General features: G+C 35.6%; 28 protein-coding genes. 8 read left to right on the top strand and 20 right to left on the bottom strand.

All coding sequences use genetic code 11. The features are described 5' to 3' along the window. The first annotated feature begins 39 nt into the window (after window positions 1-39). Entirely contained in the window at window positions 40-1,488 is a 1,449-nt protein-coding gene (locus LPC21_RS03220) for a CotH kinase family protein (protein ID WP_229318071.1), read from the top strand. Between the two features lie 3 nt (window positions 1,489-1,491). Here LPC21_RS03220 and LPC21_RS03215 read toward each other — a convergent pair whose 3' ends face one another. Genes LPC21_RS03215 through LPC21_RS03205 form a run of 3 tightly spaced genes read right to left on the bottom strand, consistent with a single transcriptional unit; the run spans window position 1,492 to window position 3,425 of the window. Then, the gene (locus LPC21_RS03215; RefSeq protein WP_229318070.1) at window positions 1,492-2,193 is read right to left on the bottom strand and encodes a DUF2490 domain-containing protein; all 702 of its coding nucleotides are present in this window, start codon (window positions 2,191-2,193) and stop codon (window positions 1,492-1,494) included. Next, a complete protein-coding gene (locus LPC21_RS03210; protein ID WP_229318069.1) occupies window positions 2,183-2,767 on the bottom strand; it encodes a DUF4956 domain-containing protein in 585 nt (194 codons plus the stop codon). Before LPC21_RS03210 ends, LPC21_RS03215 begins: the two co-directional genes overlap by 11 nt. After that, window positions 2,760-3,425 (bottom strand): polyphosphate polymerase domain-containing protein, encoded by a 666-nt coding sequence (locus tag LPC21_RS03205; protein WP_229318068.1) that lies wholly within the window; start codon window positions 3,423-3,425, stop codon window positions 2,760-2,762. Before LPC21_RS03205 ends, LPC21_RS03210 begins: the two co-directional genes overlap by 8 nt. Before the next feature lie 294 nt (window positions 3,426-3,719). Between LPC21_RS03205 and LPC21_RS03200 the strand changes: the two genes are divergently transcribed. Further along, complete coding sequence (locus LPC21_RS03200; RefSeq protein ID WP_229318067.1) at window positions 3,720-5,387, top strand: DUF6377 domain-containing protein; 1,668 nt, start codon at window positions 3,720-3,722, stop codon at window positions 5,385-5,387. Window positions 5,388-5,397: 10 nt separating this feature from the next. Here the strand turns inward: LPC21_RS03200 and LPC21_RS03195 are convergent, their stop codons facing one another. From LPC21_RS03195 to LPC21_RS03160, 8 genes are all read right to left on the bottom strand, one after another. After that, window positions 5,398-6,018, bottom strand: coding sequence for a TonB-dependent receptor plug domain-containing protein (locus tag LPC21_RS03195; RefSeq protein ID WP_229318066.1), 621 nt, complete (start codon window positions 6,016-6,018; stop codon window positions 5,398-5,400). Between the two features lie 107 nt (window positions 6,019-6,125). Beyond that, complete coding sequence (locus tag LPC21_RS03190; RefSeq protein ID WP_229318065.1) at window positions 6,126-8,456, bottom strand: glycoside hydrolase family 3 protein; 2,331 nt, start codon at window positions 8,454-8,456, stop codon at window positions 6,126-6,128. Between the two features lie 36 nt (window positions 8,457-8,492). Then, on the bottom strand, window positions 8,493-9,125 hold the full coding sequence (locus LPC21_RS03185; protein ID WP_229318064.1) for a hypothetical protein: 633 nt from the start codon (window positions 9,123-9,125) through the stop codon (window positions 8,493-8,495). Window positions 9,126-9,205: 80 nt separating this feature from the next. Continuing rightward, entirely contained in the window at window positions 9,206-9,613 is a 408-nt protein-coding gene (locus tag LPC21_RS03180) for a GNAT family N-acetyltransferase (RefSeq protein WP_229318063.1), read from the bottom strand. Window positions 9,614-9,717: 104 nt separating this feature from the next. Further along, window positions 9,718-10,203 (bottom strand): ester cyclase, encoded by a 486-nt coding sequence (locus tag LPC21_RS03175; RefSeq protein ID WP_229318062.1) that lies wholly within the window; start codon window positions 10,201-10,203, stop codon window positions 9,718-9,720. Between the two features lie 10 nt (window positions 10,204-10,213). Beyond that, complete coding sequence (locus LPC21_RS03170) at window positions 10,214-10,729, bottom strand: hypothetical protein (protein WP_229318061.1); 516 nt, start codon at window positions 10,727-10,729, stop codon at window positions 10,214-10,216. A 17-nt stretch (window positions 10,730-10,746) separates the two neighbouring features. Beyond that, a complete protein-coding gene (locus tag LPC21_RS03165) occupies window positions 10,747-11,238 on the bottom strand; it encodes a hypothetical protein (protein ID WP_229318060.1) in 492 nt (163 codons plus the stop codon). A gap of 15 nt (window positions 11,239-11,253) precedes the next feature. After that, window positions 11,254-12,021, bottom strand: a complete 768-nt coding sequence (locus LPC21_RS03160; protein WP_229318059.1) for a hypothetical protein — start codon at window positions 12,019-12,021, stop codon at window positions 11,254-11,256. 190 nt (window positions 12,022-12,211) lie between these two features. Here LPC21_RS03160 and LPC21_RS03155 point away from each other — a divergent pair, with 190 nt between their 5' ends. Then, window positions 12,212-13,363 (top strand): helix-turn-helix domain-containing protein, encoded by a 1,152-nt coding sequence (locus LPC21_RS03155; protein ID WP_229318058.1) that lies wholly within the window; start codon window positions 12,212-12,214, stop codon window positions 13,361-13,363. A 10-nt stretch (window positions 13,364-13,373) separates the two neighbouring features. After that, window positions 13,374-14,795, top strand: a complete 1,422-nt coding sequence (locus LPC21_RS03150) for an amidohydrolase (protein ID WP_229318057.1) — start codon at window positions 13,374-13,376, stop codon at window positions 14,793-14,795. A 7-nt stretch (window positions 14,796-14,802) separates the two neighbouring features. Here the strand turns inward: LPC21_RS03150 and LPC21_RS03145 are convergent, their stop codons facing one another. The 5 genes from LPC21_RS03145 to LPC21_RS03125 form a co-directional block, all read right to left on the bottom strand. Next, complete coding sequence (locus tag LPC21_RS03145) at window positions 14,803-15,543, bottom strand: 3-keto-disaccharide hydrolase (protein ID WP_229318056.1); 741 nt, start codon at window positions 15,541-15,543, stop codon at window positions 14,803-14,805. Window positions 15,544-15,554: 11 nt separating this feature from the next. Further along, complete coding sequence (locus LPC21_RS03140) at window positions 15,555-16,271, bottom strand: hypothetical protein (RefSeq protein WP_229318055.1); 717 nt, start codon at window positions 16,269-16,271, stop codon at window positions 15,555-15,557. A 7-nt stretch (window positions 16,272-16,278) separates the two neighbouring features. Further along, on the bottom strand, window positions 16,279-20,274 hold the full coding sequence (locus LPC21_RS03135) for a S8 family serine peptidase (protein WP_229318054.1): 3,996 nt from the start codon (window positions 20,272-20,274) through the stop codon (window positions 16,279-16,281). A gap of 221 nt (window positions 20,275-20,495) precedes the next feature. Continuing rightward, complete coding sequence (locus LPC21_RS03130) at window positions 20,496-20,771, bottom strand: hypothetical protein (protein WP_229318053.1); 276 nt, start codon at window positions 20,769-20,771, stop codon at window positions 20,496-20,498. A 1-nt stretch (window position 20,772) separates the two neighbouring features. Further along, window positions 20,773-21,318 (bottom strand): DapH/DapD/GlmU-related protein, encoded by a 546-nt coding sequence (locus tag LPC21_RS03125; protein ID WP_229318536.1) that lies wholly within the window; start codon window positions 21,316-21,318, stop codon window positions 20,773-20,775. Window positions 21,319-21,403: 85 nt separating this feature from the next. Here LPC21_RS03125 and LPC21_RS03120 point away from each other — a divergent pair, with 85 nt between their 5' ends. Next, on the top strand, window positions 21,404-21,922 hold the full coding sequence (locus LPC21_RS03120) for a GNAT family N-acetyltransferase (protein ID WP_229318052.1): 519 nt from the start codon (window positions 21,404-21,406) through the stop codon (window positions 21,920-21,922). Between the two features lie 7 nt (window positions 21,923-21,929). Here the strand turns inward: LPC21_RS03120 and LPC21_RS03115 are convergent, their stop codons facing one another. Together LPC21_RS03115 and LPC21_RS03110 are read right to left on the bottom strand one after the other, a co-directional pair. Then, entirely contained in the window at window positions 21,930-22,172 is a 243-nt protein-coding gene (locus LPC21_RS03115; protein WP_229318051.1) for a hypothetical protein, read from the bottom strand. Window positions 22,173-22,225: 53 nt separating this feature from the next. Further along, window positions 22,226-22,606 (bottom strand): helix-turn-helix domain-containing protein, encoded by a 381-nt coding sequence (locus LPC21_RS03110; RefSeq protein ID WP_229318050.1) that lies wholly within the window; start codon window positions 22,604-22,606, stop codon window positions 22,226-22,228. Window positions 22,607-22,742: 136 nt separating this feature from the next. On the opposite strand from LPC21_RS03110, the gene LPC21_RS03105 reads away from it, so the two are divergent. Then, window positions 22,743-23,399 carry a DoxX family protein gene (locus tag LPC21_RS03105; RefSeq protein ID WP_229318049.1) on the top strand — a complete coding sequence of 219 codons (657 nt, stop codon included), beginning with the start codon at window positions 22,743-22,745 and terminating at the stop codon, window positions 23,397-23,399. A 7-nt stretch (window positions 23,400-23,406) separates the two neighbouring features. Here LPC21_RS03105 and LPC21_RS03100 read toward each other — a convergent pair whose 3' ends face one another. Further along, window positions 23,407-24,075 (bottom strand): hypothetical protein, encoded by a 669-nt coding sequence (locus LPC21_RS03100; RefSeq protein ID WP_229318048.1) that lies wholly within the window; start codon window positions 24,073-24,075, stop codon window positions 23,407-23,409. 173 nt (window positions 24,076-24,248) lie between these two features. On the opposite strand from LPC21_RS03100, the gene LPC21_RS03095 reads away from it, so the two are divergent. Together LPC21_RS03095 and LPC21_RS03090 are read left to right on the top strand one after the other, a co-directional pair. Continuing rightward, window positions 24,249-24,416: a hypothetical protein gene (locus LPC21_RS03095; protein WP_229318047.1), complete on the top strand. Its 168-nt coding sequence runs from the start codon at window positions 24,249-24,251 to the stop codon at window positions 24,414-24,416. 8 nt (window positions 24,417-24,424) lie between these two features. Beyond that, window positions 24,425-24,991, top strand: coding sequence for a hypothetical protein (locus LPC21_RS03090; protein ID WP_229318046.1), 567 nt, complete (start codon window positions 24,425-24,427; stop codon window positions 24,989-24,991). 2 nt (window positions 24,992-24,993) lie between these two features. On the opposite strand, the gene LPC21_RS03085 is transcribed toward LPC21_RS03090, so the two are convergent. After that, entirely contained in the window at window positions 24,994-25,464 is a 471-nt protein-coding gene (locus LPC21_RS03085) for a DUF2975 domain-containing protein (protein WP_229318045.1), read from the bottom strand. Window positions 25,465-25,477 lie beyond the last annotated feature (13 nt).

Genomic DNA, 25,477 nt, shown 5'->3' with positions numbered 1-25,477 from the left:
TAATATTTTTAATACTTTTATGGTTTATACCATAATTCTATGCTTAAAATAAAACACTTTTTCTTAGTAATTTTTGTACTGATTTTCATCAACTGTTCTAAAGATGAGCCTGTTGATTCTCAAGAAACAAAACCTTTAGTTTCAGCTATTGATATAGGAAATAGTGAATTGCCTTATATTAAAATTAAAACCATCTCTTCTGTTTTAAACGAACCTAAAATTGCTGGTGAAATGGAAATTTATATCAATCAAAAAAGGGTTTTGAATAGCACGATTGGTATTGAATATAGAGGATCTACTTCGTATCGAATTTCCGACAAAAAATCATTTGGTATAGAAACTCGAGATGCTAGTGGAAAAGGGAAAGATGTAAGTATTTTAGGTTTTCCCGCCGAGGAAGATTGGATTTTGACCGGAGATGTGTTTCAGGCTCCGAATACCATATTTGACCGAACGTTAATGTACCATTATCTTGGCTATGAATTGTTTCGCAATATGGGTAATTATTCCAGCCGCTCAAAATTTGTGGAAGTAGAGTTGAACGGAGTATATATTGGAATCTATGTTTTGATGGAAAAATTAAAAAGAGGACCAGACAGAATCAACATTGAATCATTAATAGCTGCTGATACTGACGCAGCAAAAATTACTGGAGGTTATATTTTAAAAATTGATAAAACATCCGGAAGTGATGTTTTAGGAACGCATCCCCTTTCTTATTATGATACTAATTGGGATGATGATTGTCGCTATACAGAATTCAATAGTTTTAGATCTAATTATGATATCAATCGTAATCGAATTGCTTTTCCTGCGTATGGTGCTCCATACCATAGCAACAAATATTTAGAAACTTATTTTGTTTACGATTATCCCAAAGCTGAAACCATTAATGCTGCTCAAAAAGCCTATATAAAGAATTATGTAAATGATTTTGAAACCGCATTACTAACCGATAATTTCTCTACGAACACCAGAACCTATACTAATTATATAGATCGAAAAAGTTTTATTGATTTTTTTATTATCAACGAATTGGCAGGTAATATTGACGGTTATCGTTTAAGTACTTATATGCACAAAGCCCGGGGTGGAAAGTTAAAAATGGGGCCTATTTGGGATTTGAACATTGGATATGGCACTGGTGGTAGAGTTCCTGTTAACGATTGGATAATTAACTATAATAATTATGTAACCAATGATGCCTGGATGGTTCCTTTTTGGTGGAAACGATTAATGGAAGATCCACAATTTAGAAGTGAATTAAAATCACGATGGACAGAATTACGCACAAACACATTAAGTACTCCAAAAGTCTTAGAATTAACTACTAATACCTCGAACTATTTAACAAATAATAATGCCATTATTAGAAACTACACTAAATGGACCGGCATCAATTATAATTATAACAACAGTGTAACAGAATTAAAAACCTATCTTACCAATAGATTGGCTTGGATGGATTCTAAAATTGCAAGTTTTTAGTAGTTACGAACGTCCTTTTTTTATCTTTAGCGTATACTCTATATTCGCTCCAAAGACTTGAAATAATCTGTCGTAGGTAGCTTTTGCATAATCCAAACGATAGATATAAAATAGGTTTAGTTTTGTCCTATTGGCTACTTGAATTTTTATACCTGCCGTGTTTCTCCAATTGTCAATAGAACGATTTTCTCCAAATTTCATAATTGGTTCGGTAGAAATATACAGATCAATCCGATCCGTTGGTGCATAATCTGTTTCAAAGCGCGCACGCCAATAAACCTCTTTTTGATTTGACTTTAATTCATCTTCAAAATCTTGTAATTGATTTTGAATCAACAATCGCAAACCCATTTTGAAATGGTCTATTTCTTTCGTTGCTTCTCCACCTACACTAATTCGATGAAACGTGCCCTTTTGCACTAATGCCAAACGATAATCTGATTGCAACTCTATTGTATTATTAATTTTTTTAGTTACTCCAATTGAACTGTAAGAGCCATTATACAATTGTAAGTCATTGATAAATCTGGTTTGAAAATCCAAGTTCGTTTCCCAGCCATTGGGTAAATCCAATTTTAATTTAACTCCATACCATCCTTGATTATCCTTAGGATCTGACTTTGAAGTTTGTGCCAATACGTGGTATGTAGGAATAACTATAAAAACTAGTATTACAAGTAGTAAAGCGTTTTTTTTACTTTTCATAATAGTAAATTGTAATGGTACACGAATCCTTCAAATAGTCAATATTGTCAATCGAAATTCGATGTATTTCAATACCTGTTTTACTTTTTAAATCTTGCATTAATTCCGATTGTTGCGATTGTTTGATAAAATCAAGGGAGTCATAAATGATGGTTTTCGAAACCTCTTTTTTGCCCCAAAGAGAATTTTCAAGAATATAAGTTAACGCAATAATTAGAAAACAAAACAGAGAGATTTCAATTCCGTTTGAAGGTCCAATTGCAGTAAGTAAACCGATTGAAATACTTAAAAACAAATAGGTCATGTCTTTTGCTCCAATTCCTTCTGTACGATATCTCAAAACCGAAAAAACTGCAAACAAGCCAAAGCCTGCGCCTGTACTTATCTCAACTTTATTCAACATAAATGAAATAAAAAAAATGATCGAATTGAACCCGAAAAAGGTTAAAAACAAATCGGTTTTTTTATAATTTTTAAAGTATATAAACCGAAAAAGTATAAAAACGGTGAATAAATTCAACAAATATCGAAACCCTAATAAATTAACTATGAGGTCTAAAAATGTACTATCCATTGTTATTTGCGTTTATAAATTGGTTGAAGATCAGTTTAAAATTATTCTTCTTTAAAGTAGGATTCAATGCTATTAATCCCAAACAATATTTACTTAGAGAACCCGATCTGATTTTATATTTTTTCATTATGGTGTTAAAATAAATTGTTGAACTGTTTTCAGCTTTCACCTCAATAATTACAAGATTATTATATCGTATTGATTTTTCTTTTTCAAAGAAAGACAAATTAAAGTCCAATGTTACTTTTTCTATTCTTTGTTTATGAAGTAATGTGATTCTTGTGTATTCAGAACACAAACTTTGATGCAAATCGGATTCAATTAAAGACGTATGGTCATGAATAAACTCCTTCGATTCAGACCAGTTTTCAATTTGTTTTCTAAATTTAATAGTCTGGTTTTTATTGGTTTTGGTTTTTACCTCAACGTATTTTTGATCCATTTGGGCATATTTCCTCTCTCGAATTTTAAATCTATTCCCTCTCCCGTTATGATGGTTGAAATAGAGTTTTAAATCAACCGTATCATAGTAATTCGTACTATAATTAAAAGTGGTTAACTCATCAATTTTTAATAGATCATACTGGTTTTTACAATCATTTAAAACCAAATCAACTAATGCTATTGGCACAATATATTTTACTTCTTTTCTGTTCAACAATAAGGCCTTGTGTTCCAAATAAGACAAGTTTATAGTGTCAAAAAAATGTAATAGGTCCCAATTCAAATTATTGTTATTTAATTCATAAATGTAATAATAATAAATAATATCAAGCAGTTTGGCCAAATTAAAAACCAAAAACGACATCTCATATTAAGTAAGACGTTTAATAAGTTAAACAAACGCCTATATTACTTTTGATTTTATTTAGATTTGTATAAAAATTGACATTATATTCTTTTCCCAATATAGTTTAAAGCGAAAATACTATTTCAATAGGCACTTCTAATTATGGCAATAAAACATTCGAAATTCTATTTAAAAATAGCATTGGTTTTGGTACTCGTTTGTTCCAATTTGAGTTGGGCTCAAGACCAATTCCCAATATTGAAAACCAAATTAGATCAAACGCTGTCTAACGATATATTGTATTTAGAACAAAAAAACAAGACGCTTACCGCTCTAAAGTACAAATTGAAACAGGCGCGATTGGATCAAGATCGTTATCCCCTTTTGGAAAAAATATACGAAGAATACAAATCCTATCAATCGGATTCGGCTTTAGTTTATGCCAAAAGAAGTGTGCAAATTGCCCTTAAAACCCAAAATAACAAACAGCAAATAAAGGCGCAACTCAACTTGGCATCCATATTAAGTACTCTTGGAATGTACAATCAAGCCTTAGAGATTCTCAATACAATAGAATCTTCGGTAGCGCTGCAATTGAAAGGAGAATTGTATTGGACCAAAAGAGTAGTATATGGTGGTCTTATTGGCTATGCCAATGGAATAGACGAAAAAAACAAATACACCCTGCTTGCCAATCGTTATAGAGACTTGGCAATAGCCCATTTATCCAAAAAATCAACCGAATTCATTCTTGCCACCTCTGGGCAGTTGCTGTCGCAAAAAAAACCTGATCAGGCCATTGCTTTGTTACTTCCTTATTTTGAAACAATTGAAAAATCGGATCCCAATCGCGCGGTTATTGCCTATTTGATTTCCGAAAATTACAAAGCAAAAAAAGAGAAAGAACAAGAAAAAAAATGGCTGGCGATTTCGGCTATTTCCGATTTAGAATTGGTGAAGAAAGAAAATATTTCGCTACGGGAACTTGCATTTATATTGTATGAAGAGGGCGATATCGAATCGGCATACGAATACATTAAACGTTCTTTGGACGATGCTGTGTTTTGCAATTCCAGACTTCGTACCTATGAAATTTCAAAAATGCTTCCTATCATCAACGAAACCTACGAAGCCAAAAACAAGTCGGCAAAAAAGCAGTTGATTGTGTTTTTAGTTAGCGCAAGTGTGCTGGCGTTATTTTTATTAGGTGTTTTAATTTTGCTGTTTAAGCAAATGAAAAAATTAGCTAAAGCCCAAAAAAATGTCGAATTAGCTAACAACCAACTTTCCGAATTGAACCAACAACTGCAAGGTTTCAATTCCAAATTGAATCAAACCAATCTTGAATTGGCCGAAACGAGTTTGCTCAAAGAAATTTATATAGGTCGTTATATGGACCAATGTTCTGTTTACATAGGAAAAATGGAGGAATACAGTCAAAAATTAAAAGTGATGGCTACAGCTGGAAAAGTAAACGACTTGGTGAGCACTGTAAAATCTAAAGCGTTTATCGACAAAGAATTAAAAGAATTCTATTCGCAATTTGACCAGACTTTCGTCCAACTTTTTCCCACTTTTGTGGCAGAATTCAAAGACTTATTGAACGAACCGGAAGCCATAATCATCAAAAAAGGGGAAGTTCTAAATCCCGAGTTGCGCCTTTTTGCGCTCATTCGTCTGGGTATTAAAGACAGTGCTAAAATTGCAGAGTTTTTACGATATTCCGCTTCTACGATTTACAACTACCGTTCGCAAATAAAAAATAAGGCCAAAGGACCTAGAGAACTGTTTGAACTAAAAGTGATGGGTATTGGAACTAACTCAAAATGATGAATTGAAACTATTTTTTCAACTTGATAACAATAACTCCACTCGCGCCTCTTGAACCGTAGATAGACGCTTCCGCATCTTTCAAAACATTGATACTCAGTACTTCGTTAGGCACAATGAAATCAATACTAGTCACTACATTACCATCAACTATAAACAAAGGTTCTGAATTGTTTCTGATCGAATTAATCCCTCTAATAATTATCGTATTGTCTTGTTGGACTGTTACCCCTGCAATTCGCCCACGCATCATGTCGTAAATCGTTCGGTAGGATACGGTGGTTTTATCTTTTTCAGGTTTTAAACCATTAGGTGGTGTAAGTGATTTGTCGGTTGCTGAAGCGGTATCCAAATACATAAAATCCATTTTGGTTTCTTTGGCAAAAGCGCTACTCAACCAACCGTATTTATTGGAATGTACTTTCAAAGTTTTCACATTTTCAGGAACAACAAGAGTATATTCTCCTGACTTATTAGTAGTCACTTGGGTTGCTGTAGAATCCAAATACAATTCAGCACCAGACACGGCTTTGTTTTTATAGTTTACTACTTTTCCAGTTATTATAGTTTGTGCCTGTACAAAACCACTTGCTAGTAAAAGAGAACAAATTAATTTAGTGAGTGTTTTCATTGGATTTAATTTGGCGAGTCAATAATTTATATTGTTAAAAGTACTGGATAAATAGATTCAAAATACAAAAGCCACTTACACTTTTGTAAATGGCTTTTTGTAATCAATTATTTTTTCACACTGTATTTTTCAGTTCTGGCGTCTTTGATTGTCCCTTTCCAGTTCAATCCAAAACCAAAATCGTATACATTCCCATTGGAATCGCGATAGGGAATCATATCGTGTGGGACGTCTTCAAATTGTTTTTCAACCGTTGTCATATCGATTGGCATTTGTAAGGGTAACAAACCTGAAGGTTCTGTTTTCCCAGAAACAATATCCAATAAGGCTTCTGTTTGTACACCAAATTCGCCTACAATAGCATCTACTTCTTTTTCAAATTCGCCAAAAACCATTGGATTAGAAACCGTAACCGCAACCAATACTGGTTTGCCGTTCATCGCTTTTTTGGTTTCTAAAATGGTATTTAAATCTGGATAGGAATTCGATTTAGAGGTTTTATTCAAATAGGAACGGTTTGTAATTGTTGGATCGACTACGGGATCACCTGCTGCAATGCTTTGCGCTCTGGCATCAACCGCAGTATAGTCTTTTAATTGCAAACTAATTGGCATATAGCCGTTTCCACCTGCTTCTCTATCGGCTTTGCTATATCCATTACTCACCGGACTTTTGATAAATACCATGGCAAAATCAGCTTTGGTAGGATCATCCGTTACCGTATAATATTTTTTTATAATGTCTAAATTAACTGGATATTCTGTTTTTTCTGGTGTTGGAAATCCAAAGAAATTGACCCCCGGCGGTGTAGTTCTTTTGGGAACATAAACCGTTTTTCCTTTAGCAATTGGCAACGTATTCTTTTGATTTTTGATTAAGACAATCGATTTCAATTGGGCATCATATCCCGCTTTCATGTATTCTGGTTTTCCAACGATGGCTTTAGTTTCTTCAGGATCCAAATACGCGTTCTCAAACAAACCTACTCTAAAGATGTTCAGCAACAAACGTACGGCTGATTTCTCAAAACGGTTACGCATGAACGCTTCTCCGTGTTCTTTAACTCCCATTTGGTAGGCTTCTAGAACCGGTTTAATGTCGTTGTTCCCACCAAATTGATCCACTCCAGCCATCATTACTTTATAGTGTCTTTCGGCAATGGTCATTTTCTCTGTTCCCCATGATTTTCCAGCAAAAACATCTGGTGTTTTTCCTTCGTCGCCTGTAATTAACCAATCGGTACAAACCACACCGTCATAACCATATTTGTCTCGCAACAAATCAGTAACAATGAATTTACTGAATCCATTCCCTACATTTTCACCGTATTTTTTATCTTGGTTATACGAAATGGTATAATACGGCATCACTGCAGATGCTTTTTTGGTGCCTCCGTTCAATTTAAACGCCCCGTCTAAAAAGGTTTTTAGATGTGTTTCGAAATTATTTCCTGGGTAGACTGCAAATTTTCCGTAGGCAAAATGTCCGTCACGACCCCCTTCTTCGGGACCGCCGCTTGGCCAGTGTTTGATCATGGCATTTACACTTTGGTTCCCCCAACCTTCGTAAGTTGCTACTGGTTTTGGTGAGGATTGAAATCCGTCGACATAGGCTCTTGCCATATCAGTAGCTAGTTTTGGGTCTTCGCCAAAAGTACCTACAAAACGGTTCCATCTTGGCTCGGTAGCCAAATCAATTTGAGGAGATAAGGCGGTTGCAATTCCTAAGGCGCGGTATTCTTTAGCGGCTATAGTTCCAAATTGTTCGGTAATGGCTGGATCAAAAGTTGCCGCTAAACCTAATTCTTCAGGCCATTGTGAAATAGCCCCGCCTGAACCGGCATTGTATTCCGAATCTTTATTGGCGCCATGACGTGGATCCGAACTGTTGTTGGCTGGAATTCCCACGCCAATACTTTCTACTAATTCTTGTACATTGTTATTCCAAAGTGCTGAAACCGTTGGGTTCTCCACCGAGGTCATCAAAACATGACGCAAATTATCTGCAGTTAAAAAAGCTTTTTGTTGGTCTGACAAATCAGATGGTTTGGCGCCGCTTTCAGGAAAAGGTTTCCCGTTATAGGTTCCGCCAAAATAGCCTCCTGCAGGAGCAGGTACTGCTTGGTGACGGCTGTATAACATTAGTCCGGCGATTTGATCAACGGTCATTTGGCTAGCCAAATCTTTAGCGCGTTCTGCCACCGGTAATCTCCAATCTTCGTAACGATCTAATTTTCCGTTTTTATTCAAATCTTTGAACGCCAGACCGTCAATCGTTAGGATTTTTACACCTGATTTTGGCGAATAACCCAAGGTTTGTCCACCTTTGTTTTCAATACGATTAAAACTCCCTTTGGAAGTTTCAGACCATTTTTTTTGTGCTTCCATTTGTGTTGCAAAAAGCAACAATAAAGCGGGTAATACGATTTGTTTTTTCATAATATGTGGTTTTTTGGTAGTCTAATAAAACGTGATTTATAAATTATATCGAGCCCCTAGGGTCCAATTGAATTTTCCGTTGGAAATCGTCTTGTTGGCAAAGCCTCTAAAATCAATACTTTTAGTGACTTTATAGGTTATTGTTTCCGAAACACCATACGTACTGTCTAAATCAAGACCGTATGCTTGGGTTAAAAAATTAAAATTTCCCTCAACCAATGTAGTACTTAAAGCTAAGAAATTGGCTTTGAAATCGTTGTTTCTTCCTTCACCATGTAAATAAAATAAGCCCAAAGACCATTTATTGGACAAGGGATAACTCGCAATTACTTCTTGTGCAAAAAAGGTATCGACATGTAACTCTTTGTCAATTTGTATAGCTGGAAGATGAACACCAATACTTGCTTTTAGTTTTTTGTCAATGAATTTGTAACGTGACATAAATATTACCCCTCTTGGATTAAAATTTTCGAGACGAATGGTAGATAACAAATGAAATGAAAGTCTTTTAGTATCAGTCGTTCCAGCATTCACGATAAGATGTGGATCTTCTGAGGTAAAGGCAGGTATAAAAGAGAATCCGCCAGTACTAGCTTCAAAACTAGCATGTTGTGCTTGTGCCATTGTGACACTGAAAAAAGCAAAAAGAGCAATTAATTTAAGTTTCATAAAGAAAATTGAGGTTGGTTTTTTATATATGAAAGACAAATATATATTTATTGTGTCGAAAATACGCAATGAAAATCAATTTATTTTATATTCGCCTCCATCAGAATATAATTCAAGCCATTTTTGACATAGGGATATCCATTGGGTTGCATTCCAAATTTCAGATAATAACTTTGTTTTTCAACACGAGCGCTACAAGAAATAGTTTGCATCCCGAGTTGGTGGAGGTAATTAAAACTATAGTGTAACAATTGACTACCGTACCCTTTATTTTGAAATTCGGCTAAGGTGGCAAATTTTCTGAAAACCGCGTGTTGATTTTCTTCGAGAAAAAGAGAAATGCACGAAACCCATTGGCCTTCGATACAAACGCCCAAATGAATCCCACGATCGTCGTTTGGAGTACGCACAAAATCAAGGTCTTTATCAGGCCAAAGTACTTGTTGGCGTAATTGCAACAGGGCGTCAATAGGAATTTCTTGTATCATCAATAATTGTAAAAACAGGTAAATATACTAAAAACAAAAAAGCCTGACATTGCTGCCAGGCTATTGAAAAAATAATTCAAAATAAAGTTGTTGTTACCTATAGATTATCTTGGCATAAGACCCAATTGTCTTAAAAATTCTAAATTGTCAAAGAAATCTCTTTCTTCGGTAATTTTACCATTAATAATAGTCGCGATTGTACATCCTTCAACGCTTATGGTCTTTCCTGTAGCAGGAATGCCAAAGAAATCTCCAGTATGTTTTCCTTTAAAGACCCAATATTTAGTTAACTTATTTCCTTGCGCAAACGTTTCTTTAACGGTAAATTCACGATCAGAAAATCCAGTTACATAATTGGCATAATAGGCTTTGGCATTAGCCGCTCCTTTCGTTTCAGGAACAGTATGCAGCACTACGTCTGGTGCGTAAGCGGTGTCTAGAACAGCAATTTTACCTTCATTGATCACTTCATCCCAAACTTTCGAATAAAATTTGATGTTGTCTTGTGCGATTTTTTCGTTTTTATCTGCCTCGCTTTTACAAGCAAATAACGTTACGCTAATAGCTATTAAAACTAGTATTTTTTTCATGATTTAAGTTTTACTTTAATAATTCTGTTAATGGTGCCGTATCATACGTGTCCCATTCTTCATGAATTTTACCGTCTTTGATTGCAAAATTCATATTGATCATAACTGAGGCTTTTTTATCCCCTTTTGAAAAACTAATTTCATAATAGGAAATAACATAATTGGTGATTCCTGTTTTTTCATCTGGTTTATTATTTACAACTTCCCAAACTAATGGATCGGTAGGTAATGTAATTGTTACACCTTGCGATTGTAAGTAGTCCAAATTTTTCATGTTCTCTTCAATCGTCATCGATTTTAAATTATCATGAATGACAGCACCAGAAACATATAATTTTTTAATGCTTTCGGTATCAAATTTACTTGCAAATAGATTCATTTGCTTGATCATTTCTGTGTTTTCTGAAGTCGAAAGATTGATTCCTCCTTCATTTGGATTTTTAGCTACTGCATCTGCTGCAACATCTTTTTTACAAGAAACAAATAGTAAACTTGTAAGGGCAATAAGAGCAATTGTTTTTTTCATAATGGATTCGATTTAAATTATTTTATTTCCTGAGCGTATTGTGTTAAACTGTTAATTTTCATATTCAAATCAAACATGAATAACTCTGTTAATTCTTTTTTCCAAACTTTTCCGTCTTTGCTTACTCGGGTTTCCGTACCCATTACAATTACTCCAGAAGATGGGTCTGAATCTTTGATACGAATTGGTACAATGCTCTTAATTACCCAGTTCACCGATTGGTGCTGTGCAAAAAAACCTTCCCAATCTTGTTGAGTCATCACCATTTTATTGCCTTCAAAATCAGTATATTTTACTTTTTCAGTCGTTAAAGAAAGGCAAGCTTTAGCATCCATTTTATTGTAGGCGGCATTCAGTTTTAGTATTGCTTCTGTCTCGCCTCTATTCGAAAAAACAAAAGGTTTGTCGTTAAATTCAGACTTCGGTTCAAAGTATTTACCCCCTTCAGTTTGTGCGCTCATCTGAGTCATTGAGACCGCCATAGCGATCATAAAAAGTACTTTTTTCATAATTTATGGTTGGATTTATTTAGTAGTGGCGTCTACATACATTACTAATTCATAAATAGGAGATAATTCAAATCCATTAGGAGTAATGGTACCCATTTTAGAATCTTTAGCAATTGATGCGAATCGAGACTGGCTTGCTGGTCTGTATTGTATGTGATCTAAGGCATCTGAAAGTTTCGTAAATCCATCCCATGTCAAAGCTGAAAAATCGGCTTGGTTCCCTTGAGGATACACCACTGTTTGTAGACCCCAACCGTTTAATTTAAATCCCTTTTTTTGTTCGCTTTCAAAGAAGGGTTTCCATAAATTAATGTTTTCTTCTACAAAAGCCTGAACACTAGTTGGTTTAACATAATTAATTATAACAAATTTAGGCGCCCCGTCAATTTGAGCTTCTGTTTTCATGATATAAGTAAATGGAACTTTCGAAATAGAATTAGTTTCCATATCCGCCAGTTTCATATTAGGGAACACTTTTTCTGGATTGGCCCATCCACTTTCCATAGCGTCAAAATCAGCTACCGATTTAAAATCATTAACAAACAAATAATTAGGTCTTGTATCCGGATCTCCAATAACGCCTACTTTTTTCCACAAGCTCCAGGCTTGCATTTTACCAGATTTAATATTGGCTTTGGCCATTTTAGACCAATATTCGGTTTCTCTTTTTACGAATTCGGCTTCATTTTTTTCAGATACATTTCTGTATTGTAAAAATTTGTACTGTGCTTGCGCTTGTTGCATCCCAAATGCAAAGAATGCCAATAAAATTACTTTTTTCATGATAATATGTTTTTTGGTTGGATCTCAAAATTAGGTTCACAATCGAAAGCAGCTGTAAATCTGTAAGTGAAATCTGTTCCTTTTTAGCATTATGGAACACTTTGTTCTTTTTTTGTCGTATGAAAAAAAATAAGTTAGGAGAGAAAAAAGCGCTATATTAGCAAGGTCACAATCTATTTATCAGTGTTTTATGGAAATGCTTGCGCCATTTTTTGGACTGTTTACTTCGTTTATTCTGTTTTATTACAGAAAAGACTTTAATCGGTCTAATTTGTATTTAGCCCTGTTTTATTTGTGTAGTAACCTCATCGTTTTGGTCTATTTTGGTTTGCATTTTTCAAAAAATCCGTTTTGGGAAGGGGTGTTTTTTGTTCAATTCATGCCTTTGTCGTTTGTCATTGGGCCGCTATTATTTTTTTATGTCAAATATGCTGTCGCCGAAAATAAAACTATTAAACCTTTAGAATATTTGCATTTTATTCCCGCAGTAATAGTTGTTTTTATTAGTTTGCCTTATACCACATTGCCATTTTCCGAAAAAGTAAAAATTGCACATCATATTCAAGCCGTAACGCAAGACTATGATTTTAAAATTTCTATTTTTTCTTTAAAACAAATGATGTTTATTCGTCCAATGCATTTGTTTTTGTATTGCATCCTCAGCTTGATGTACTTTAAAAAAGCAACGAAAAAAAGACTTGAAAGTTTTGGAGCGCTTCCGTCTAATCATTGGATTATTGAACGATGGATCTATTTATTAATCGGTCTTCAATTATTTATTTCAACGTATTGTTTTTTAGATTCCTATACTGGATTTATTTTAAAAAATGATTTAGGAATATTTAAATACAAAAATTATTTCAGAGCCGTTGGAAGTACTTTTTTTATGCAAAACATTTTACTGTTTTTGTTTCCAAAAATCCTATTCGATTCTATTTCTTATCCCGATGTCTCTTTGGCAAAAAATAGGGCCGCTCAAATAAAAAAAGAAAAGTCTCCTGAAATTAATCAAACCATTGCTGCCCAATTAGAAAATTATATGGTAACATCTCCTTACACTATGCCTGGATTTAATTTATCCAAAATGGCAGTTGATTTACAGTTATCCGAAAGGGTGTTATCCAACTATTTTAACACTGAACTTGCTATTTCATTTAGCGAATGGAAAAATAATCAACGTATTGATTATGCCTGCAAAATGATCGCCGAAGGAAAAGCTGAAAAACTGACCGTAGAGGGGATTTCTCAAAATGTCGGATTTTCTTCTAGATCAAAATTTATCGATGCCTTTAAAGAACGTAAAGGAGTAGTTCCTTCAACTTATATTAAACAATTTAGTTAAACCAAAAATCATGAAAAAAATTACCGTTCTTACCGTTATATTATTATTTTCAGAAGTTGTTTTGGCTCAAAAAACAAATTCTGTTTTAGCAGATCTTTCGGCTAAAAAGGAAAAATATGGGGCCATTGCACAACAAATATGGGGATTTGCCGAAATAGGATACCAAGAAGAAAAAAGTGTAGCTCTATTACAAGAAACTTTACGAAATGAAGACTTCATAATTACTAAAGGCGTGGCAGGAATTCCAACTGCTTTTATTGCTGAATATGGCGAGGGATTACCGGTAATCGCCATTTTGGGTGAATACGATGCGCTTCCTGGTCTTTCTCAAGAAGCAATAGCCGAAAAAAAATCGGCAGGAAAAGCCGCAGGACATGCTTGCGGTCATCACTTGTTTGGAACCGCTTCTACAGCGGCAGCAATTGAAGTGAAAAATTGGCTAAAAGCCAATCATAAAAAAGGAACTATTCGCTTTTACGGATGCCCAGCTGAAGAAGGTGGTTCAGGAAAAGTATACTTAGTTCGCGAAGGCTTATTTAATGATGTAGATGCCGCCTTACATTGGCATCCAGCCGATGCTAATGATGCCAATCCAGGTTCGGCTTTGGCCAATAAATCAGCTAAGTTTCGATTTTATGGTGTAGCCTCACATGCTGGAATGGCACCCGAAAAAGGGCGCTCTGCCTTAGATGGTGTAGAAGCTATGGACATGATGGTGAATATGATGCGCGAACACATTCCATCGGATGCTAGAATCCATTATGTAATTACTAATGGCGGAAAAGCACCTAATGTAGTCCCTGATTTTGCCGAAGTATATTATTATGTACGTCATGGCAATCGAAAAATGGTTGTCGATATATTTGACCGTATCACTAAAGCTGCCGAAGGAGCTGCATTAGGAACAGGAACTACAATGAAATACGAATTGATAGGGGGTACCCACGAATTACTCCCTAACACTACGCTTCAAAAAATAATGTATACTAATTTGGTTAAAGTGGGCGGGGTTCAGTATACTGAAGCAGAGAAAGAATTCGGAAAGCAAATTATTCAATCCTTAGGAATAGAAAACGGCGATTTGAGTAAAGCGGCTGTAATTCAGCCCTACAAAAATTTGGATCCAAGTTTTGGTTCAACCGATGTAGGCGATGTGAGTTTTACTGTTCCAACTGCTGGAATGGGAAGTGCTACTTGGGTACCAGGAACTCCAGCTCATAGCTGGCAGGCTGTTGCAGCTGGCGGAACTGATATAGGAAACAAAGGAATGATGGTCGCTGCCAAAACGATTGCACTAACCGCAATTGATTTGTTTTTACACCCAGATCAAATTGTCAAAGCGAAAGCCGAATTGGAAGAAAAAAGAGGAAAAGATTTTAAATATACTCCACTTCTAGGCGACCGAAAACCTGCCTTAGATTACAGAAAATAATTTGGAATTATTGTATTTCTCTGATTTTAATATTGCGTAAAGCCACTCCTTTTGACCAATCTTGAAAGGCAATTTTACCTTGAATTGCCTTTCCAAAAGAAGGGAAATTACCTAATTTGCTTCCCGCAATTAATTGTTTCCAACGTTCAGTTTTCATGTCTTCGTGACCGGTTTCAATGCCGTTTAACCAAAATGTAATCACGCCATTTTGTTGCAAAATTCGAGAATGATTCCATTGTCCTGATGGTTTAGGTTGCACTTCATTTAATAGAGGTGACAAACTGTACACACAACCTGCAGAATGCTTCCCATCTACCAAATAATCATTGGGCATATTAGCATTGTCCAATAATTGGTATTCCGGTCCGGTGGTCCAGGCGGTAGGGAATTCTTGCGCTTCTTGAACGTTAATAAATACCCCGCTATTGCCTGCCTCTGAAATTTTCCATTCAAAACTAAAATCAAAATTTTTATATTGATTATCTGATACTAAATCGCCCCGTTCTACTTTCTCAATATTTGGGTCGCAAACCAGTTCGCCATTTTTAACATTCCAAGCCGAATTGATTTTTCCTTCGTTGTACAAATGCCAACCTGATGTGGTTTTGCCATCAAAAAGCAGTTGCCAGCCTGCAGCAATTTCATCTGTGTTTAATCTATTATTGGCGTCAAACTCTTGAGCAGATACTTTAGAGAATCCAAATGAAAAACAAAAAAATAACAGAATCAATCTTAAAGAAGTTTTCATATTTAATGGGATTAATTCGTTTTAAAACTGTAGACAATACTAGTTGCAGTATTAGTGCCATCAGAAGTGGCTACGCGCCAATAATATACTGTATTCGCTGCCACGGATACTTCTTTCGTTTTAACTGTAAGATTAGAATTGGCAGCTAAAGGTATTTGTTTCCCGTCCACCGTATCAAGGTATAAAGTATGAGTCAACGTTCCTCCATCAACATCGCTGGTGTCCCAAGTAAGAGTAACTTTCCCATTTGTTGGCGTCACTGTAGTACCTGGAAGCGGACTTACAGCCGCTGCTGGAAATGGTGCATAATTAGTCACTCCAACGCCTGCTAAATAGAACTTCCAAATATCGCTAACTGTTGTGGTTGCGCCTTTGTTTTTAGAAGTTATGGACCAAGAATAAGGTATGCCTCGTGTTAATGTTGCCGTTGCACTAGTTGTAGTAATTCCTGTTTGAGTGACTACTTCTGAAGTGTTCAAGTTAGTGATTCTTAATTCATAACTTTCTGTATCAGAAGTGCTATTCCAACTGAAAGCTACCGTACTTTGTGTTGCAGTAATATTGGTTCCTTCCTCACAAGTTCTGGCATTTGCAGGGCCTATTAAAACCGATTTTCCTGGTGTTTTTATTACGGGCACAGGCATAGGGGCCGGTCCTGGATCACTGCCGCCACATGAGACAAGAAATACAATTGTAAATAGCGCTAATAATAAAGGTGTTGGTTTCATGGGGCTATTATTTTTTAATTATTTTAATTGTTTCTTCTAGATTTGTTCCTTTTAAATGTAACAAGTACAAACCGCTAGTTAAATCCTTTAGATCAAATTGAAGCATTCTGTTTTCTGGGACTGTTTTTGAATACATCGCAATGTGTTTGCCCGAAAGATCCTTTAGCGCAGCTGTTACTGTTGAATCTTTGCCTGAACAGTATAAATTCAATATGTCCTGCACTGGGTTAGGATAGAATGCTACTTTATCGCTTACAAAAATGAGATCTTCAAATTGACCTTGGCAATACAAATCGGTTGAAATTGCAATGGTATTTTGTCCAGAAACTAAATCAAAAGTGATGGAATTGGATGTATAGTTTTGTGTAAGCCCGTTAAAAGTGATATTGTAGCTGCTTGCTCCACTCAAATTGTACGTAACTTGCTTACCCGAACTACTCATTTTATTGGTTACAGACAATACATTAGGCTCCGTTACCTTAATCGTATAACATTGGACATAATTAGATTTTCCTTGAATAGTAATACATATTTCATAGGTTCCTGGTGCCAAGTTTTGAAATTGATTTTTGAAGTTATTACCTGAATTCAATTGGAAACCAGTTTGCCCATTTATGGTAACATTATAGATATAATTAGTATTAGTGGCGCTAACGCTAATAGCACCATTTTGTTGACCTACGCAGGAAGTAGCCGTTGCCTGAACGGCATAATTATTTGATGGTAAAATAAAAATTTCGCAACCATTGAAATCTACAGTTACTCCTGTTGGGGTATTCGGACATAGATCGAGATCGTTCCGAATTCCGTCTTGATCCGAATCGCCAACAATAGTGATTGTAAACGCTTTTTCAAAAGAAAGTCCCCCGGCATCTGTCACTCTGATTCGAATGGCATAACTCGATTTTGTTTGTGCATTAAAAACAATTCCCGCTTTTAAACTAGTATTGTTTATTGTAAAACTAGCATTATCTGTACTTCCTGTACCACTAACAAGTGTATAAGTAAAACTATCATTTGAATCTGCATCTGTAGCTGATAATGTGCCGATAAGTGCTCCAATAGTATTATTTTCAGCTATTGATACAGAAGACAAACTAATATTTGTTGGCACTACATATGGATAAGAATAGGCAGTTGAGCTTAAGTTACATGAATTGGTAACAATTACATTTCCACCAATAGCATTTGCTGGAACAGTAGCCGTAATTTTAGTATTAGTAGCATTCGTAACCTGGGTGGTCATTCCGCCAATTGTAACAGTTGGTGTACTACCTGTAAAAAAATGAATTCCATTAATTGTTATTGTAGTTCCTGCAGCGACAGTTACACTAGATACCGAAGGTGTTCCGCCAATTGTAATCGTCCCTGTTGCGGTAGCAGTATCACAGGAAGAGTTTATTTTAACCGAATAGTTAAAAACTCCAGATTGGGTAGGAGTGCCACTAATGGTAACTTGACCAGAAGTCCAACTTCCAGTGACACCTGAAGGCAAGCCTGAAAAACTAGCCCCCGTAACACCTGTTGTGGTATATGTAATTGGTGTAATTGATCCCCCGTTACATAATGTTTGGTTATTCGTAGAAGAAGCTGAGCTTAAAGTCAAAGTAGGAACTCCAGAAGCAGGAGTACCATAAACCACGGGGCGTATTCTCAAATTGGGAACTGAGGTCCAAGTAGTACCGTCTGTTGAAACTACTGATCGATTACTATTTGTTGACTCTTGGCCCAAGCCAAAAGTATCTGATGCGGCTCCAACTAAAACAATAAAATAATCGGTAGCATTAGTAATCGGTAGCAAAAGACTACTTAAATCCAAATAATTCCAGGTGTTTTTTGAAATAGATGCTGGATTTGCTTGAAAGGATCCTAATAATGTTCCGGGATTATTTGATGTGACTGAGCGTATTTCAATAGTAAACTGAGTCAGGGTTTGTGTTCGAACAGTTTTAAAATAAACCCCAGCTAGTAAACCGCTAGAGGTCGCTGTAAATCGGAGAGCAGCTCTTTTTCCATTCAAATTATTAGTGAAATTTTCACTAGCGCCATACTCTTGTTCATAATTATAAGTTGTTCTTGCCAAGGGTTGGCAATACGAAAAACTGGTGGCTGCTTTAAATACATCCAACTTACCACTACCCCAAGTAGTATTTTCTGTTGTCCCTGTAAAGGCATCTTTTATAGCTGTAGTAGTAATTGCATTTTTGATTTCAGTGAAGGTGGCGCCAGGTTTTTTTTGTAACAATAAAGCAACTCCTCCAGCAACAACAGGTGCGGCCATACTTGTTCCTTGTTCGATGCGATACAAATTATTGACAACCATATATGGAGAATTGGCATCTAGCGTAGAATCTGAAGATAAACAAGACACAGCTGCTTGACCGTTGGCTGTGATGTTCGGCTTAATAACATTGTCTCTTCGTGGCCCAACAGAACTAAATGCACTAATCCCATCTTGCATTCCTGAAGTGTAATTATATCCACTTCCTGAGGCGGCATACCAATCTAATTTAGCAATATACGACCCAACTGTAATTGCTTTTGTAGCACAACCAGGAATAGTAACTAAATAATTACTGTCGCCACCAGTTACCGACATACCGGAATAATCATCTCCCTTAGTATCTAGCCATCCATCTACTGTTAGTGTACTTGTTGTCGAGTTAGTAATGGCAATACTCCAAGAACCCGCTACGTCTGTAGATGTTGTAGTTCGTGTAACATACACTTGTACTTTTCTATCCCCACTTTCAGGATCAATGAAATTATACATATATACTTTCCCATTACCATTCATTACCGAAGTACCGGCATTGGATACTGCTTGAGTACCGTCAGGCGCAGTAACAACTACACTAAGTGCACTTGTATCATTGCCATAAGATGTAAATTGAAACACATCTGTTGAACTTGTAGTAGTAGTGGTGGGTACTTGTAAAGTAATCGTTTCAGTTCCCCCAGGTGCTAAAACAAGTTGTTTGTGTATGTTATCGCCGTTATCATTACCCGAAGCGACAACAACTATTCGGCCTGCAGCCGTATCAGTAAAAGTATCTATAGCGCGTTCAAGCGGGTCGGTTCCGTCATGAGCTCCATATTGCGAACCCAAACTCATATTAACTACAATAGGTTTACCTAAACTAGTAGACAAGTTTTTTAAGTAATCAAGAGCAATAATAATATTTGAAGTGTCGAAAGAACCATTACCGGCTTTAACAACCACGATATCAGCATTTGGGGCCATACCTGTGTACTTACCGCTCAATGCAGAACCATTTCCTGCAGCTGTTCCTGTAACATGTGTTCCATGACCATCAATGTCTTTCTCCCTTACAAATCCTGCTGGAGTGCCGTCAATTTCATTTTCTATTTGAGCTTGAGTATATTCTACTCCTAATGAAAATCCAACTGGTGCATTTTCTCCTGCTATAGGGGAAATTGTTTGGTCCCAAATGCGTAGAATTCTACTTTTTTTAGGGTCGGATGGATTTCTAAAATCCAAATGATCCCAATCAATTCCAGTATCAATAACTGCTATAATTACGCCGTCACCTTTATAAACGGTATTGTCTAAACGCCCTGCGTGTAATAAAGATGCTCCGCTAGATGCTACAGAAATATCGTTTGTGGGTTTTAATATTTTAGTAACGTCGATATAACGTACCTCGGGCAAATCAGATGCTTTTGCTATTTGGTCCAAATTCAACCATGCAGTAGCAAACGTAGGATGAATGCTTTGAACTGGAATTCCGTTAGATTTTAACACCTCAGGTGATTGAGTATAAATAATACAATTGTACCCTTGGTCTATTTTTCCAGTAGTTTTATTAAGTCTAGACGATGCTGTTTTAGCAAACAAAGAAGGGATCGCATTCGTTTTGTTGCTATTGGCTTGCTGCTCTAATAAATGCCGAAAAGGAAAGGCTAATTTTTCGTTGTTTTGTCCAAATAAAAAGGAAACAAAAAATAAAAATACACAGCTGTAAAATACTTTGATTTTCATATTAGATGAATTAGATGGTGGGGCAGATTGGATTAAAATGAACAAAAACAGTTTTATTGACTGAATTTAAATTTGATACAAAAAGTAAATTTATAGTTTTTAATTCAAACCACAACATCGTACTGTAAAAAACAAAAAAGCGCCTTGAATTATTAAGAAGTCGCTTTAAACAAATTTATTATCTGCCGATTTATAAAATCAAATACGATGTTGTTGGGAATTTATCCTAGCACCATCTTTATCTTTTCTAACAATTGGCCTACACCTAAACTCGACCAAAAAACAAAAAGACCCAATACAATTAAAACAACAGGAGGAATCATCCATCCAATCTTTTTTTGGAAAACCAAACGAAGAGGAGGGTAAAATAACAGTGATAAAATCAAAATAAAAATCCCATATTCGGGATCGTTACCAACAAAGCAATTGACTAATCCTATTGCCGAAAACAGAACAGCAACAAGCCAGTTCAATAAAAGAGTTACTCCTTGTTTCATATTAATTGATTTTTTTGATTTTTTTGATTTTTTTGGCTGGCACACCAGCTACAATGGTATTATCAGCAACATCTTTGTTGACCACTGCTCCTGCGGCAACGATGGCATTTTTGCCAACGGTTACACCGGGCAAAATAATCGCACCTGCTCCTATCCAAGCATTCTTTTTAATGACAATTTTGGCTAAGTCCAACGACTTGCGATTCGCCGGATCCACCGGGTGGTTTTCGGTAATTAAACTCACCTTTGGTCCTATCAAAACATCGTCTTCAATAGTAATACCGCCCAGGTCTAAAAACGAACAACCGTGATTGATAAAAACATTTTTCCCAATGGTGGTGTGCTTGCCAAAATTAGTATGAAAGGGCACAAAAACAATAGTGCTTGTATCTATAGTACTGCCAATGATTTTGCTTAATTGTGTTCTAATTTGATTGGTGTCTGTAGCCGTATTCAAAGCCGAAGATAGGGCAATAGTTTGCGCCACTATTTTCCAAATTTTTGGCAAATCCGGATCATTTTTATCAATAATTCCGCCGGCCAACATTCTACTAAATATTCCAGTATTGGGTTCCAAATTTGATACTTTTTAAGCCACTAAATATATGAAATTATATTTTATATTTGTGACTATGAATTCCTTTGAAATTACAAAAATAGGGGTGGAACAATTGGTTCCCTTACAAGAAATTGGGCGAACAACTTTTTTACATACCTTCTCTTCTACAGATACTGAAGAAAATATGGATATCTATTTGAATCACGCCTTTTCAGCAGAAAAACTCACTACTGAACTTGAAAACCCAAACTCAGAATTTTATTTTGCGACCCAAAACGAAGTCGTAATTGGCTACCTAAAAGTCAATTTTGGGGCTGCACAAACCGAAATTCAAGACGCTAATTCAGTAGAGATTGAACGCATTTATGTTTTACAAGACTACCACGGAAGGCAAGTGGGCCAATTGTTGTTTGAAAAAGCTTTGGCCATTGCCAAACAAAAGAAAGTAGATTTTATCTGGTTAGGCGTTTGGGAAGAAAACCATCGAGCACTTCGGTTCTATACCAAAAACGGCTTTGTGGCTTTCGACAGCCATATTTTCTTAATGGGTGACGAAGCACAAACCGATATTATGATGAAGTTAGAATTATAATTCGCTATTATTTATCATTCCAGCCTATTGCATAGCCTAATAAAGCGGCAGCTACACCCAAATGAACGAATAATACCGCTTTTTGCCAAGTCGGTCTGTCATTCCATTTTTGGTCTTGATCAAACGGATCAAAAGCCAAGGCGATACCTATAGAGGAACCTGCTTGCATATAGTCTTTGGAGAATAACGCTTGGAATACTCCTAAAAGTATAAATCCGATGTAGAGAATTTGGTTAAAAGAGGTTTTCATAATTGGTCGTTTGGTAGTTCAAAAATATAAATAATACCGGAATTAAAAATAATTTATTTTCCGTTCCAACCGTCAATTACTCCTGATTTAATGTCTTCATAATTTGTAATAAAAAAGAGTACTAGAATAATCAAAAAAATTATTTTCCAATTGTTTTTTACTAGGGTTTTTAAGTCGTTGATAAACTGATTCATATCTGTGATTTTAAGGGTTAAATTAAATTCATAGGGTTTGGTTTCAGATGGCGGTGCCATTTTTGAGAGGTCTGTGTCCAATGCTTTTCCAATTACTTTAATGGAATGCAGGCTTGGTTGTACCTCATTACTCTCAATGCGTTGAATTGTTCTAAGTGTTAATCCTGTGTGTTCAGCCAGTTCTTTCTGAGAATAATTCAAACTGATTCTGTGCTCTTTTACTCTATCACCAAATTTCATTTAGCAAATATGATTTTAATAATTTATAAATATATAGACATTTTTGCGTCATCTGAACGTCTTTTTGAAGCCAAAATCCAAATTTAATTCAAACTTGGATTATATTTATATTTGTAAGCACCGATTACATTTTTATATGAAACCATTTTCTGCTTTTTACTATTCCATTAGAACCAATTACGCTCTAACAATTTTTGTATGGCTTACGAGATATTTACTTGCCTTTGCCTTCATTCCTTCGGGAATGAAAAAACTGTTGGGTGAGCGATTTACAAGTATTGGAATTGACAATCCAATTGGGTTCTTTTTTGAAGCACTTTATCGATCGGGAATGTACTGGAATTTTCTGGGGTGGAGTCAGGTGATTACTGCTTTATTGATGATGACGCAACGGTTTTCAACTATAGGAAATTTGATCTATTTTTTCATTATTTCTAATATCTGCTGTATTACCATTGCTATGCAATTTACAGGAACCTGGGTGATCACCTCACTTATGTTGTTCGCTTCATTCGGCCTATTATTGTGGGACGTCGATAAATACCAATTCATTTTCACTACCACTGGTTTTCTTAAAAACAACCATGAAGTAAAATTGCCTGAAGCTTCTCGTATATGGCAAATTAGCGGACTTATACTTTTTATTTTATCGGTTGCTTACACATTAATTGACCGTATAATTACCCAAGGACACTTGGTCTTATTTTTTGTGATTTTTATTGCAATTCTAATCACTGTTATAACCACCCTTTTTATGGAATTTAAATATAAAAAGGCCAATACAAGAAACTGATAGCTAATTAAACTTTAGCTTGTTTGGCTTGTAAGTGTTGGTACAATGCTTGTAATTTGGGTTTGTTCTCCACTAATTGATTCCCTTGAATACTAGCTTTTTTGGCATCCCATAAAGTTGGAATAGCTAACTTTCCTTGTGAAAGGGAATACATCCAAAATAAATCAATGAAGTTGATGAATAAATTAATTCTATAAAATAAAGAGGCTTTTTCTATTTGGAATCCAAGTTTGGTTAAAGTCCTATCGTTAAAAAAATAGGAAGTCCCTACAATGTTAACCGATTCTGGAATACTTTTTTCTTCGATTAACCGAATCAGCTGCAACAGCCCCTCTAGGTGAAACAATAAGATTCTATTTCTCAAAGGTGTTCCCAATGGGTATTTTCTCAAGACAAAGAGATGGTCAAAACTCGTTCCGCTATGTAAATCAATTTTGGCATCGTTGGCCATATACCCAAGCAACATGGGCGAATAATAAGTGTAACCTCCGGTCAGTGTATAAATGGGTGTAAATAAAAATTGACTGATAGGCACATAGAGGAAGAACCCCAAATAATACATGGCGTTTTCATTCCCTTTTACAACGAGTAAAATGCCTAATACAAACCCAAGTACAAGCAATACAAAAGATTCGATCCATACTAATATTTTGAATTGTTTATAGAAGTAATTCATAGGGTATTAAGTTTCTTTTTAAAAATAGAGTTTAAAAATAAAGAAAAAATAAACCTCAGCAAAAGAAGTAACGTAAAGACAACCATAAATAATTCTTAGATTGCTATGTCGGTATTTTTGTATATTGCATCCTATCTCGATGTAACTTTAAAGAACTATTTAAATCAACCCGAATGAAGAAAAATAAAAATACTGGGATTGGGATCGGTCTTGGAAGTTGTTTTGGAGTTGTTTTTGGAGCGGCCTATGGAATTACTATAGGAAACATTAGCGCCGGTACGGGAATGGGTTTAGCAATTGGAGTTTTAATCGGAGCTATTTTTGACTTCGTAAAAAAATAAAATAACTTATGACAATTAAAAAATATGTTTTGGCCTGCCTTAGTATTCTACTAACAGGGATATTTTATGTTTCCCTTCAAGCACAGCCAAAAAAAGCAACAGCTCGCACCAACTTTTGTGGCCAGTGGAAAGCCAAAGAGTCTATCAGTATGGGTGGCAATATTTTTTGCTCCTATGACTCGGGCGACCGAATGGTTGCAAAAAGCATGAAAATCAAAGAACAATCAGATTTTTTAACCATAGAAAATTTGGATTCGGATGCAGCATCTGTTGCATCTCGAGAGCAACTGTTCTTCGATGGGAGAACAAGTCAAATTAGTCATAGTCAAGGAAACAAAAAGACGTTTTCTGTAAAGTTGTCCCATGATGGAAACAGCATGACCATTAAATCCATTGTCTATTTTTTGACGGGTACTCCTTACAAGGTCAATGTTCAGCAACAAGCATTTACTAAGGTAACTGAGGTTTGGAAGTTGAGCAAGGATGGTAAGTCTATTGCTGTTTTATCCAAAGCAAAATCAAACATTTGGGATGGAGAGCGTAGCTGGAAGACCTTGTTTGTAAAAATCAATTAGTTTTAAGCCATTTTAGATTTCAGCTCGATCGCTTTCCGAATTTTTTTCTCAAATAAAAAAGCCATAATAGCGATAAAGATGGATAGCAGAATAGTCATAATACAAAGTGAAATGAATCCGGCCGGATCATCTTCTTTGTCATGAAATAATACTATCAATACCCCTGCGATAAAAGTAAAAATGCTAAATACAATCACACAATACCTCATCTTGATTACTGCAGCAATTGCATCCAATGAATATAATTGACTTTGTCCAATGTATGTTAATAGTTTAAATGCCATAAACAATGCAAAGAAGAAAGGGATAGAAGTGGCATAGCCATACATTATAAATGGGTCGGTGTAAATATGAAAAAGGTCTAAATTAACAGCCCTTCCTTCGGTAAGAGGTAGCCGAATCAAAGCAGTGAGCACCACAAAGCCCAATAGTAAAACAGCAAATTGTAAAAGATATATAGCCCCTTTTTTCATAGTAATGCAGTTG

This window comes from Flavobacterium ammoniigenes (assembly GCF_020886055.1).
In the GTDB taxonomy this organism is placed as follows: domain Bacteria; phylum Bacteroidota; class Bacteroidia; order Flavobacteriales; family Flavobacteriaceae; genus Flavobacterium; species Flavobacterium ammoniigenes.
The sequence above is the reverse complement of the archived record's forward strand: the minus strand, read 5'-3'. Positions and strand labels throughout refer to the sequence as shown.

What these genes read in the sequence shown, in the direction of transcription:
- LPC21_RS03175 (WP_229318062.1), bottom strand. Translation starts at nt 10,203, where the DNA reads ATGAAAAAAATACTAGTTTTAATAGCTATTAGCGTAACGTTATTTGCT.
- LPC21_RS03220 (WP_229318071.1), top strand. Translation starts at nt 40, where the DNA reads ATGCTTAAAATAAAACACTTTTTCTTAGTAATTTTTGTACTGATTTTC.
- LPC21_RS03185 (WP_229318064.1), bottom strand. Translation starts at nt 9,125, where the DNA reads ATGAAACTTAAATTAATTGCTCTTTTTGCTTTTTTCAGTGTCACAATG.
- LPC21_RS03215 (WP_229318070.1), bottom strand. Translation starts at nt 2,193, where the DNA reads ATGAAAAGTAAAAAAAACGCTTTACTACTTGTAATACTAGTTTTTATA.
- LPC21_RS03145 (WP_229318056.1), bottom strand. Translation starts at nt 15,543, where the DNA reads ATGAAAACTTCTTTAAGATTGATTCTGTTATTTTTTTGTTTTTCATTT.
- LPC21_RS03095 (WP_229318047.1), top strand. Translation starts at nt 24,249, where the DNA reads ATGAAGAAAAATAAAAATACTGGGATTGGGATCGGTCTTGGAAGTTGT.
- LPC21_RS03100 (WP_229318048.1), bottom strand. Translation starts at nt 24,075, where the DNA reads ATGAATTACTTCTATAAACAATTCAAAATATTAGTATGGATCGAATCT.
- LPC21_RS03140 (WP_229318055.1), bottom strand. Translation starts at nt 16,271, where the DNA reads ATGAAACCAACACCTTTATTATTAGCGCTATTTACAATTGTATTTCTT.
- LPC21_RS03120 (WP_229318052.1), top strand. Translation starts at nt 21,404, where the DNA reads ATGAATTCCTTTGAAATTACAAAAATAGGGGTGGAACAATTGGTTCCC.
- LPC21_RS03165 (WP_229318060.1), bottom strand. Translation starts at nt 11,238, where the DNA reads ATGAAAAAAGTACTTTTTATGATCGCTATGGCGGTCTCAATGACTCAG.
- LPC21_RS03170 (WP_229318061.1), bottom strand. Translation starts at nt 10,729, where the DNA reads ATGAAAAAAACAATTGCTCTTATTGCCCTTACAAGTTTACTATTTGTT.
- LPC21_RS03110 (WP_229318050.1), bottom strand. Translation starts at nt 22,606, where the DNA reads ATGAAATTTGGTGATAGAGTAAAAGAGCACAGAATCAGTTTGAATTAT.
- LPC21_RS03085 (WP_229318045.1), bottom strand. Translation starts at nt 25,464, where the DNA reads ATGAAAAAAGGGGCTATATATCTTTTACAATTTGCTGTTTTACTATTG.
- LPC21_RS03210 (WP_229318069.1), bottom strand. Translation starts at nt 2,767, where the DNA reads ATGGATAGTACATTTTTAGACCTCATAGTTAATTTATTAGGGTTTCGA.
- LPC21_RS03200 (WP_229318067.1), top strand. Translation starts at nt 3,720, where the DNA reads ATGGCAATAAAACATTCGAAATTCTATTTAAAAATAGCATTGGTTTTG.
- LPC21_RS03135 (WP_229318054.1), bottom strand. Translation starts at nt 20,274, where the DNA reads ATGAAAATCAAAGTATTTTACAGCTGTGTATTTTTATTTTTTGTTTCC.
- LPC21_RS03090 (WP_229318046.1), top strand. Translation starts at nt 24,425, where the DNA reads ATGACAATTAAAAAATATGTTTTGGCCTGCCTTAGTATTCTACTAACA.
- LPC21_RS03150 (WP_229318057.1), top strand. Translation starts at nt 13,374, where the DNA reads ATGAAAAAAATTACCGTTCTTACCGTTATATTATTATTTTCAGAAGTT.
- LPC21_RS03160 (WP_229318059.1), bottom strand. Translation starts at nt 12,021, where the DNA reads ATGAAAAAAGTAATTTTATTGGCATTCTTTGCATTTGGGATGCAACAA.
- LPC21_RS03130 (WP_229318053.1), bottom strand. Translation starts at nt 20,771, where the DNA reads ATGAAACAAGGAGTAACTCTTTTATTGAACTGGCTTGTTGCTGTTCTG.
- LPC21_RS03190 (WP_229318065.1), bottom strand. Translation starts at nt 8,456, where the DNA reads ATGAAAAAACAAATCGTATTACCCGCTTTATTGTTGCTTTTTGCAACA.
- LPC21_RS03105 (WP_229318049.1), top strand. Translation starts at nt 22,743, where the DNA reads ATGAAACCATTTTCTGCTTTTTACTATTCCATTAGAACCAATTACGCT.
- LPC21_RS03125 (WP_229318536.1), bottom strand. Translation starts at nt 21,318, where the DNA reads ATGTTGGCCGGCGGAATTATTGATAAAAATGATCCGGATTTGCCAAAA.
- LPC21_RS03155 (WP_229318058.1), top strand. Translation starts at nt 12,212, where the DNA reads ATGGAAATGCTTGCGCCATTTTTTGGACTGTTTACTTCGTTTATTCTG.
- LPC21_RS03115 (WP_229318051.1), bottom strand. Translation starts at nt 22,172, where the DNA reads ATGAAAACCTCTTTTAACCAAATTCTCTACATCGGATTTATACTTTTA.
- LPC21_RS03180 (WP_229318063.1), bottom strand. Translation starts at nt 9,613, where the DNA reads ATGATACAAGAAATTCCTATTGACGCCCTGTTGCAATTACGCCAACAA.
- LPC21_RS03195 (WP_229318066.1), bottom strand. Translation starts at nt 6,018, where the DNA reads ATGAAAACACTCACTAAATTAATTTGTTCTCTTTTACTAGCAAGTGGT.